Raw genomic sequence first — 8,672 nt, forward strand, 5'->3', positions numbered from 1 at the left:
CTCTGCTCCCCGGTTCAGCCTCCCCGCCCCGGCGCTGCCCTCAGCGCTCCCCGGCGATGGTCTCGGCGCGGGTCAGGCAGGCACGCGCCCGCTCGTCCAGCTCCAACGAGAGCGTCTCGCCGGCGGGGACCGTCACCGCCCGCCCCTGCACGGTGCAGTCGAAATCCGCACCGTTGAGGTTGACGATCGTGATCTCCGTGTGGGTGCACCGGACCCGCACGTGCGTTCCGCGCACGGTCAGCCGGAACGTCAACGCGCCCCATTCGGCCGGCACCCGGGGGTCGAACGAGATGTCGCCGCGGTAGTCGCGCATCCCGCCGAACCCGCTCACGAGCGCCGACCACACCCCACCCGCCGAGGCCACGTGGATCCCGTGTGCGGCGTTGCCGTGCACGTCCGCCAGGTCCACCACGAGCGCCTTGGAGAAGTGCTCGAAGGCCTCGTCGCAGTAGCCGATCTCGGCGGCGATGATCGACTGCACGACCGCCGAGAGAGTGGAGTCACCCGTGGTGAGCGGATCGTAGTACTCGAAGTTGGCCCGCTTCTGCTCCTCGGTGAACTCGTCGCCCCGCAGGAACATCGCCAGCACCACGTCCGCCTGCTTGAGCACCTGGTGCCGGTAGATCACCAGAGGGTGGAAGTGCAGCAGCAACGGGCGACGCGGGTGCTCGAGATCCTGGTCCCAGACCTCCTTGGCCAGGAAGTCCTGGTCCTGCGGGTGCACGCCGAGGGTCTCGTCATAGGTGATCACCATGTTCTCGGCGGCACGCCGCCATTCCGCGATCTCGCCGTCGTCGATCCTCAGCCGCCGGCAGATCGCCGCCCACCGGCCGTCACCCAGTTCGGCGATGCGCTTGCAGGCGACCGCCGCCGCCGCCAGGTTGAACCGCGCCATGGCGTTGGTGAACAGGTTGTTGTCCACCACGGTGGTGTACTCGTCGGGCCCGGTGACGCCGTGGATGTTGAAACACCCGTCTTCGGCGAAGAACCCGAGGGAGACCCACATCCGGGCGGTCTCGACCAACACGTCCACACCCTCGCGGATCATGAACTCCTCGTCACCGGTGGCCCACAGGTACTTGACCATCGCGTGCGCGATGTCGGCGTTGATGTGGTACTGCGCGGTGCCGGCCTCGTAGTAGGCGGAGGCCTCCTCGCCGTTGATCGTCCGCCACGGATAGAGCGCGCCGTTCACGGACAGGAAGCGGGCGCGGGCGCGGGCCTTGTCGAGCATCGAGTAACGGAAGCGCAGGGCGTTCCGGGCGAAGCGCGGCATCGTGTAGGTGAGGAACGGCAGGACGTAGGTCTCGGTGTCCCAGAAGTAGTGACCCGAGTAGCCGCTCCCGGTCACGCCCTTCGCGGCGATCCCGTAGGTTTCGGCGCGCGCGGAGGCCTGGGCCAGCTGGAACAGGTTGAATCGGATGGCCTGCTGGGTCTCGGGCGGGCCGTCGACCTCCACGTCCCCGCGGTGCCAGAAGTGGTCGTACCAGTCGCGCTGCGTGCGCTGCAGGTCCTCCACTCCGCGGTCGCGCGCCCGGGACAGGGTTCGCGCGCACCGGTCGGCGAGCTCACCGGCGGGGACCTTCTCGGAGGTGTGGTAGGCGGCCAGTTTGGTCAGCCTCAGGACGCGGCCGGGCGTGACGTGGGCGTGGTAGACGACCTTGGACGCGTCGTCATCGCTTTCCACGCTCATCGCGATCTCGTCTTCGGTCTCGACCTCGTGGTCCACGGCCACGGCGATCGACATCCCGGAGTTGGCGCAGCGGTACCCGTGCACCTGGTACCCGCGCTGGCCGGCGGAGACCACGGGCTCGAGCACCCGGTGGTCGAAGCCGTCCGACCGGCGCGGATCGAACCCCTCGGGCACGGTCTCGGCGGAGTGGTACTCGTCCTCGCCGTCCTGCCGGTTGAGGACCTGCGAGGAGATCACGACCGGCGCCGGCTCCTCGGGGAGCTCGATCTCGTAGGTCATCACCGCGAGGTGCTTCTCCACCATCGAGACCATGCGAGTGGTGCGGATGACCACCTTCTTGCCGGCCGGGGTCCGCCAGGTCAGCTCGCGGCGCAGGATCCCGTCGCGGAAGTCGATACTGCGTTCGTAGTGCTCGAGGTCGGCCTCGCTCACGCGCAGCGGCTCGTCGTCCACGTAGACGCGGATGGTCTTGGTGTCGGGGGCCTCCACCATGGTCTGGCCCTCGCGCGCCAACCCGAAGGCGTCCTCGGCGTGCTGGATGTGCCAGGTCTCGTGGAATCCGTTGACGTAGGTGCCGTGGGTGTGGGAGTCGCGGCCCTCCTCCGGGTTGCCGCGCATGCCCAGATACCCGTTGGCCACGGCGAACTGCGTCTCGGAGACGCCCAGCGCAGTGGCTTTGGGGTTGGTCTCCACCCAGCGCCACGGGTCCGCGGGGTGTGTGGAGCGGTTGATCTCCGGCACCTCCAGGTGACTGCGGAGGTTGACGCCGTAGGTCGTCCGGATGTTGCCGGGGACGGACTGCCCGATCGTGTCGTGGACCGGGCCGCGTCCGGGGGGGACGGGTGTCATGACCGTGCCTCCGTCAGCCCGGGGATGAGGTCCGCCAGGTCGTCGACGACGATGTCCGCACCCTCTCGGAGCAGTACCTCACGCCCCGCACCGCGATCCACACCGACGACGCGCGCGAACCCGCCGGCGGCGCCGGCCTGCACGCCCGAGACGGCGTCCTCGATCACCGCGCAGCGGCCCGCGGGCACGCCCAGCAGTTCTGCGGCCCGAAGGTAGGTGTCCGGGCGGGGCTTGCCGGGGATCCGATCCGCCTGGGCCAGCAGGCCGTCGACGATGACCTCGAAACGGTCCAGCAATCCGGCCGCCTCGAGCACGGGGCGTGCGTTCTTGGAACTGGAGACCACGCAGGAGGCGATCCCGGCGGCGTCGAGGGCGTCGAGGTAGGCGACCGACCCCGGGTAGGGCTCGATCCCCTCGTCGAGCAGCTCGCGGAAGACGATGTTCTTGCGCTGACCCAGGCCGTTGATCGTGTCCGCGTCGGGCGAGTCCTCGTCGTCGCCCTCGGGGAGGGTGATGCCGCGCGCGGCGAGCATCGACGCGATACCCTCCACGCGGGGTTTGCCGTCGATGTAGTGGAAGTAGTCGGAGTCCGAGTACGGGGCGATCCCGCGGTCGGCGAAGTAGGCGGTGAACATCCGCTTCCACGCCTGCATGTGCTTCTCGGCCGTCGGGGTGATGACCCCGTCGAGGTCGAAGAGCACAGCATCGATGCCGTCATGGTCCATGTCGAATCCTGCTTCCGGGTCGGTGGGCCGATCGGGCTCAACCGGTGACGCATCAAGGGTAGACACCCGGCCCGGGGACCGAGCCCATCACCTCCCCCCGTGCGGCCCATCTCACTGAGGCGCGGGGGTGGAGGGCGGATCACCATGCCTCCACGCGGGCGACAATGCACCGTTGTCGGGTACCCGGTGGCACTATGGTCGATGACTCTGTACTAGAAGGAGAGAGATGCGACTTCGCACCCGCAATCCCCGCCGTGTCGCGATCGCCGGCCTCGCACTGGTCACCGCGGCCGCACTGACGGCCTGCACGTCCGACGACGAAGGGAACGGCGACGCCTCGGGCGACGCCCAGACCACGACGACCGTCAACGAGTCCGCGCCCCAGGCACCTCTCGACCAGCTGGTCCTGGGCGAGGGCGAGGCCCCCGGTGGCGGTGTGGTGCAGGTGATCGAGCCGGCTCTCCTCCAGGAGGCGGTCGACAAGCTCGTCGCCGACCAGGGCAAGCAGCTCATGGAGGACCCGGCGTGCGACAGGGTCTCCCGACTGGAGACGGTCTCGAACTTCGCGACCACCGACGGCCTGACCGCGGCGGTGCGGTACAAGCAGTCGGAGGAGGACGAGACTGAGCACCGTTTCGGGATCGGCATGGTGGGCGAGAAGCTCGACGACTTCATGGACCGCTCGCTGTACGAGGCCTGCACCTCCTCGCGGAGCACCACCAACCCGGACGTCGAGCTCGTCATGACCGTGGACGACGCCCCAGCCCTCGAGGGCGTCGAGGGCTTTCGGGTGACCAGCGACTTCATCACCACCCGGCCCGACGGCACCCGTTCGCTGAGCCGGGCCATCGCGATCCACGGCTACACCCGCGAGACCACCGTGAGCGTGGAGTACGCGGCCCGCGGCAACGACCCGGCGGCCAACCCGGTCCTGCCCTCCGCGGACGGCGCGCTGGATGCCATCTACCAGGCGCAGATGGCCAAGATCGCGACGGCCGAGTAGCAGGCTGTCGCCGGCACCTCAGCCGGCGACGGCACCCCGGTCATACGAAGAGAGCGTTCCGCGCACGTCGCCCCGGAGGCGGTGCGCGGAACGCTCTTCTCGTCGGCCCCCGGCCTGTCGCCGACAGAGCCGGGCGGCGCCCTACAGGTTGATCATGTGCCCGCTGACGCCCTCGATGGCCTCCTTCATGGCCTCCGACAGCGTCGGGTGGGTGTGCACGTTGCGCGCCACGTCCTCGGCGGTGAGGTCCCACATCTGGGCCAGCGTCAGCTCGGGCAGCAGCTCGGAGACGTCGGGGCCGATGAGGTGCCCGCCGAGCAGCTCACCGTGCGTCGCGTCGGCCACGATCTTGACGAACCCGACCGCGTGGCCGAGGCCCTGGGCCTTACCGTTGGCCGAGAACGGGAACTTGCCCACCTTGACGTCGTACCCCTCGTCGCGGGCCTGCGCCTCGGTGAGCCCGAAGGAGGCCACCTGCGGCTGACAGAAGGTGGCGCGGGGCATCATCCGGTAGTCGCCCAGCGTCTGGGTCGGCGCGCCGGCCATGGTCTCCGCCGCCACGACGCCCTGCGCCTCGGCCACGTGGGCCAGCTGCAGCTTGGCCGTGACGTCGCCGAGCGCGTAGATGCCCTCGACATTGGTCCGCATGTGGTCGTCGATCGCGATGGCGCCGCGGTCGGTGAGCTCCACGCCGGTGTTCTCGAGCCCGTAACCCTCGACGCGGGGCGCGAATCCCACGGCCATCAGCACCTTGTCCACGGTCAGCGTCTGGGTCTTGCCCTCCTCGCCGTTCTTCTCGACCTCGACCTCGACCGAGTCGCCGTTGTCGGTGACCTTGGTGGTCTTGTGGCCGGTGAGGACCTTCACCCCGAGCTTCTTGTAGTGCTTGGCGATCTCCTTGGAGACCTCGGCGTCCTCGTTCGGCAGGAGGCCGTCCATGTATTCGACGATCGTCACCTCGACGCCGTAGTTGGCCATGACGTAGGCGAACTCCATGCCGATCGCGCCCGCACCCACGATCACGACCGAGTCCGGGAGCTCGCGGGAGAGGATCTGGTCCTCGTAGTCCACCACGTTCTCGCTCAACTCGATTCCGGGGAGCGTCTTGACCACGGAGCCGGTGGCGATGATGCAGTTGTCGAAGGTGTACGCGGTGCCGTCGACCTCGATCGTCTTGTCGTCGGTGAAGCTGCCGAAGCCGTCGATCTCGGTGATCTTGTTCTTCTTCATGAGGAAGTGGACACCCTTGACGATGCCCTCGGAGACCTTCCGGCTGCGGTCGTAGGCCGCGCCGAAGTCGAAGGACACATCACCGGAGATGCCGTAGGTCTTGGCCTCACGCAGCACCGTGTTGGCCAGCTCGGCGTTGCGGAGAAGCGCCTTGGAGGGGATGCACCCGACGTTGAGGCATACCCCGCCCCAGTACTTCTCCTCGATCACGGCCACTTTGAGGCCGAGCTGGGAGGCGCGGATTGCGGCGACGTAGCCACCGGGGCCCGCGCCGAGGACGATGAGGTCGTAATGAGTGTCAGCCACGCCACACAGGGTAGCGCTCCGGGCGGCCCGGATGAGCCGGAGCGATGCGGAACCCCACCCGAAATGACCGTCGCCGCCTCCTCCCGGGGGGAGGGGCGGCGACGGTACCCGCGTCGGGTGCGATCAGGACAGGTTGCCCAGGACCGACTTCAGCGCCGTGGCGACGAGGTTGCCGATGGTATCGGCGATCTGGTCGGTGATCGTCTGCGTGGAGCTTCCGGTACCGGTGGCGTTGCCGAGGGAGTCCGTGACCGAACCGAGGCTGAGAGAACCCATTGTGTATCTCCGTTTATCGAGTGCATTCCCGAGGGGTTCGAGAATGGCCGGGTCAGGCGACCCCTGCATGTCGTTGATGGTACTGACGCTACGGCTCGGTAACAAGAGCCTGTGTATTTCTTACCTCCGGTACGGATGTCCCCACGCCGCACACGGCATCATCGGGGCATGACCTCACCCGTATCGCCCGACAACTCACCCGCGTCAGCCGACCCGTACCTGCACCTCGAGGACGTCGATTCGGCCGAGGCTCTCGAGTGGGTCCGGGTACGTAGCGACCGCACCGTCGCGGACCTGGCCTCCGGCCCGGAGGCCGAGGCCGCCTACGCGCGCGCCCTCGAGATCCTCGACGCCACCGACCGCATCGCGTGGCCGGTCCTGCGGGGCCGGTACGCCTACACCTTCTGGCGGGATGCCGACCATCCCCGCGGGCTGTGGCGACGGGTGCCGTGGTCCGTGCTGGTCAGTGGCGCTCCGGGCGTCGATCACCCGGCCTGGGACACCCTCGTGGACGTGGACACCCTGGCGGCGGAGGAAGGGGTCAACTGGGTCTATTCGGGAGCGGTGGTCCGGCGTCCCGCCGACGACAGGGCGCTGCTTCGGCTCTCACGCGGGGGCGCGGACGCGGTGGAGGTCCGCGAGTTCGACCTGACCACCCGCCGGTTCGTCCCCGAGTCCGAAGGCGGGTTCCGACTGTCGGAGGCCAAGAGTTCGGTGTCCTGGGTGGACCGGGACACGCTGCTGCTGTCCTCACCGCTGGACCCGGAGGGATCGGACGCCACCGACTCCGGCTACCCGCGCCTGGCGAGGGTGTGGCACCGCGGGTCCGACCCGCTCGACGCCCCGGTCATCTTCTCCGGGCGGACGCAGGACGTGGCGGTGGGGGCCTCGTACGACCTCACTTCGGGCCGGTACACGGCCAGTCGCGCCCCGGACTTCCACTCCTCCGAGGAATGGTTCTGGTCCCCGGGGGTCGATCCCGCCACCACGGCGCCCCGCCGGATTCCGGTGCCCGAGGACTGTCGGGTGAGTTCCTGCGGGGACTGGCTGCTGCTGCGCCCGCGCACCGACCTCGAGGTCGCGGGCCGATCCCACCCCGGCGGTTCGGTCCTCGTGGTGCCGTGGTCCGCCGTCGACGCCGATCCCTCGCGACTGCCCGAGCCCGTCGTGCTGTTCTCCCCCACCCCCTCCACGACGGTCGAGGACGTGACCTGGGGCCGGGGCCGGATCCTGCTGACGATCCTCGACGACACCGAGTCCCGTCTCGAGGCGTACGCGATCCCCGGGTCGGCGGACGGGGCCTGGGAGCCCCGTCCGGTCGAAGGGCTACCGGACCACGTGTCGGTGGACGTGCTGTCCTGCGACCGCCTGTCCGGCCGGGGCGACGTCGGGGGCGACGACGAGGATGACGGGAACGAGCGCCCCCACCCCGATGACGCCGTCCTGGCGGTCTCCGGTCCGATCGTCCCGCCCTCGCTGGTGTTACTCCGCGCGGACGGCACCACCACCACACTCGGGTCCACCCCCGACCGTTTCGACGCCACCGGCATCGAGGTCACCCGTCACACGGCTGTGAGTGACGACGGCACCTCAGTGCCGTACACCGTGATGCGGGGCCCCGGGCCCGACGGGCCCAGACCGACCATCCTCTACGGCTACGGCGGTTTCGAGGTGGCGATGCGACCGTCGTACGCGGCCCTGCGCGGGGCGCTCTGGCTCGCCGGAGGGGGCGCCTACGTGGTGGCGGGGATCCGGGGCGGCGGCGAGTACGGGCCCTCGTGGCATCAGTCCGCCGTCCGGGAGAACCGGCCCCGCGCGTTCGAGGACTTCGCGGCCGTCGCCCGGGCCCTCGTGACCACCGGGGTCACCACCCGCGACCAGCTGGGGGCGACCGGCGGATCCAACGGTGGCCTGCTCATGGGCGTCATGCTGACCCGATACCCGGAACTGTTCGGGGCCCTCGCGATCGCGGTCCCGCTCCTGGACATGCGGCGCTACCACCTGTTGCTCGCCGGCGCGTCCTGGATGGCCGAGTACGGCGACCCCGACTCGGACGACTGGGACGATTTCCTGGGCGCCTACTCGCCGTACCAGCACGTCCGACCGGCCACCGAGGGCCCGTACCCCCCGGTCCTCATGACCACCTCGACCCGGGACGACCGCGTGCACCCGGGCCACGCCCGCAAGATGACGGCCGCGCTCGAGGCGGCCGGGCACGAGGTCGCGTACTACGAGAACGTCGAGGGCGGCCACGCCGGCGCCGCCGACAATTCGCAGGAGGCCCGGAAGGCGGTGCTCACGTACGAGTTCTTCAGGCGTCGGCTGCCTCGTCGTCCCCAGGTGGGCTGAGCGCCACCTCCCGGTCCATCCAGGCCAGCACCCGGGCGACCACCTGCGCGGGTGTGCGCGCCCACGTGTTGTGGCCCAACGCCTCCGGCTCCACCTCGAGGCAGGTCCGGGCGGCGGGGAGCATCGCCAGCAGCCCACGAGCGGCGCTCTCGGGGGCGAGTGGGTCGTCGGCGATCACCACCGACAGCGCCGGGACCGTGACGCGGGTCAGGCCCTCCCGGTAGTCGAGATCGGCGCGCGC

The 8,672-nt window shown here is 69.7% G+C and carries 7 protein-coding genes; 2 read left to right on the forward strand and 5 right to left on the reverse strand.

All coding sequences use genetic code 11. The annotated features are described in order from the left end of the window. Positions 1 to 40: 40 nt before the first annotated feature. Positions 41 to 2,542, reverse strand: coding sequence for a glycoside hydrolase family 65 protein (locus tag G6019_RS04355; RefSeq protein WP_107757379.1), 2,502 nt, complete (start codon positions 2,540 to 2,542; stop codon positions 41 to 43). Continuing rightward, positions 2,539 to 3,267: an HAD family hydrolase gene (locus tag G6019_RS04360; protein ID WP_182612059.1), complete on the reverse strand. Its 729-nt coding sequence runs from the start codon at positions 3,265 to 3,267 to the stop codon at positions 2,539 to 2,541. The genes G6019_RS04355 and G6019_RS04360 overlap by 4 nt, the downstream gene beginning before the upstream one ends. A gap of 226 nt (positions 3,268 to 3,493) precedes the next feature. On the opposite strand from G6019_RS04360, the gene G6019_RS04365 reads away from it, so the two are divergent. Further along, positions 3,494 to 4,270: a hypothetical protein gene (locus G6019_RS04365; protein ID WP_107757381.1), complete on the forward strand. Its 777-nt coding sequence runs from the start codon at positions 3,494 to 3,496 to the stop codon at positions 4,268 to 4,270. Positions 4,271 to 4,411: 141 nt separating this feature from the next. Here G6019_RS04365 and lpdA read toward each other — a convergent pair whose 3' ends face one another. Both lpdA and G6019_RS04375 read right to left on the reverse strand, forming a co-directional pair. After that, positions 4,412 to 5,806 (reverse strand): dihydrolipoyl dehydrogenase, encoded by a 1,395-nt coding sequence (gene lpdA / locus G6019_RS04370; RefSeq protein WP_182612060.1) that lies wholly within the window; start codon positions 5,804 to 5,806, stop codon positions 4,412 to 4,414. A gap of 123 nt (positions 5,807 to 5,929) precedes the next feature. After that, complete coding sequence (locus G6019_RS04375; protein ID WP_182612061.1) at positions 5,930 to 6,082, reverse strand: hypothetical protein; 153 nt, start codon at positions 6,080 to 6,082, stop codon at positions 5,930 to 5,932. 168 nt (positions 6,083 to 6,250) lie between these two features. On the opposite strand from G6019_RS04375, the gene G6019_RS04380 reads away from it, so the two are divergent. After that, positions 6,251 to 8,431 carry a prolyl oligopeptidase family serine peptidase gene (locus tag G6019_RS04380; RefSeq protein WP_182612062.1) on the forward strand — a complete coding sequence of 727 codons (2,181 nt, stop codon included), beginning with the start codon at positions 6,251 to 6,253 and terminating at the stop codon, positions 8,429 to 8,431. Here G6019_RS04380 and G6019_RS04385 read toward each other — a convergent pair. Continuing rightward, positions 8,394 to 8,672: alpha/beta fold hydrolase (locus G6019_RS04385; protein WP_375539744.1), on the reverse strand; the 279-nt coding region annotated here is incomplete at its 5' end. The genes G6019_RS04380 and G6019_RS04385 overlap by 38 nt on opposite strands.

The organism is Dietzia sp. DQ12-76 (assembly GCF_014145045.1).
Classification (GTDB): Bacteria; Actinomycetota; Actinomycetes; order Mycobacteriales; family Mycobacteriaceae; genus Dietzia.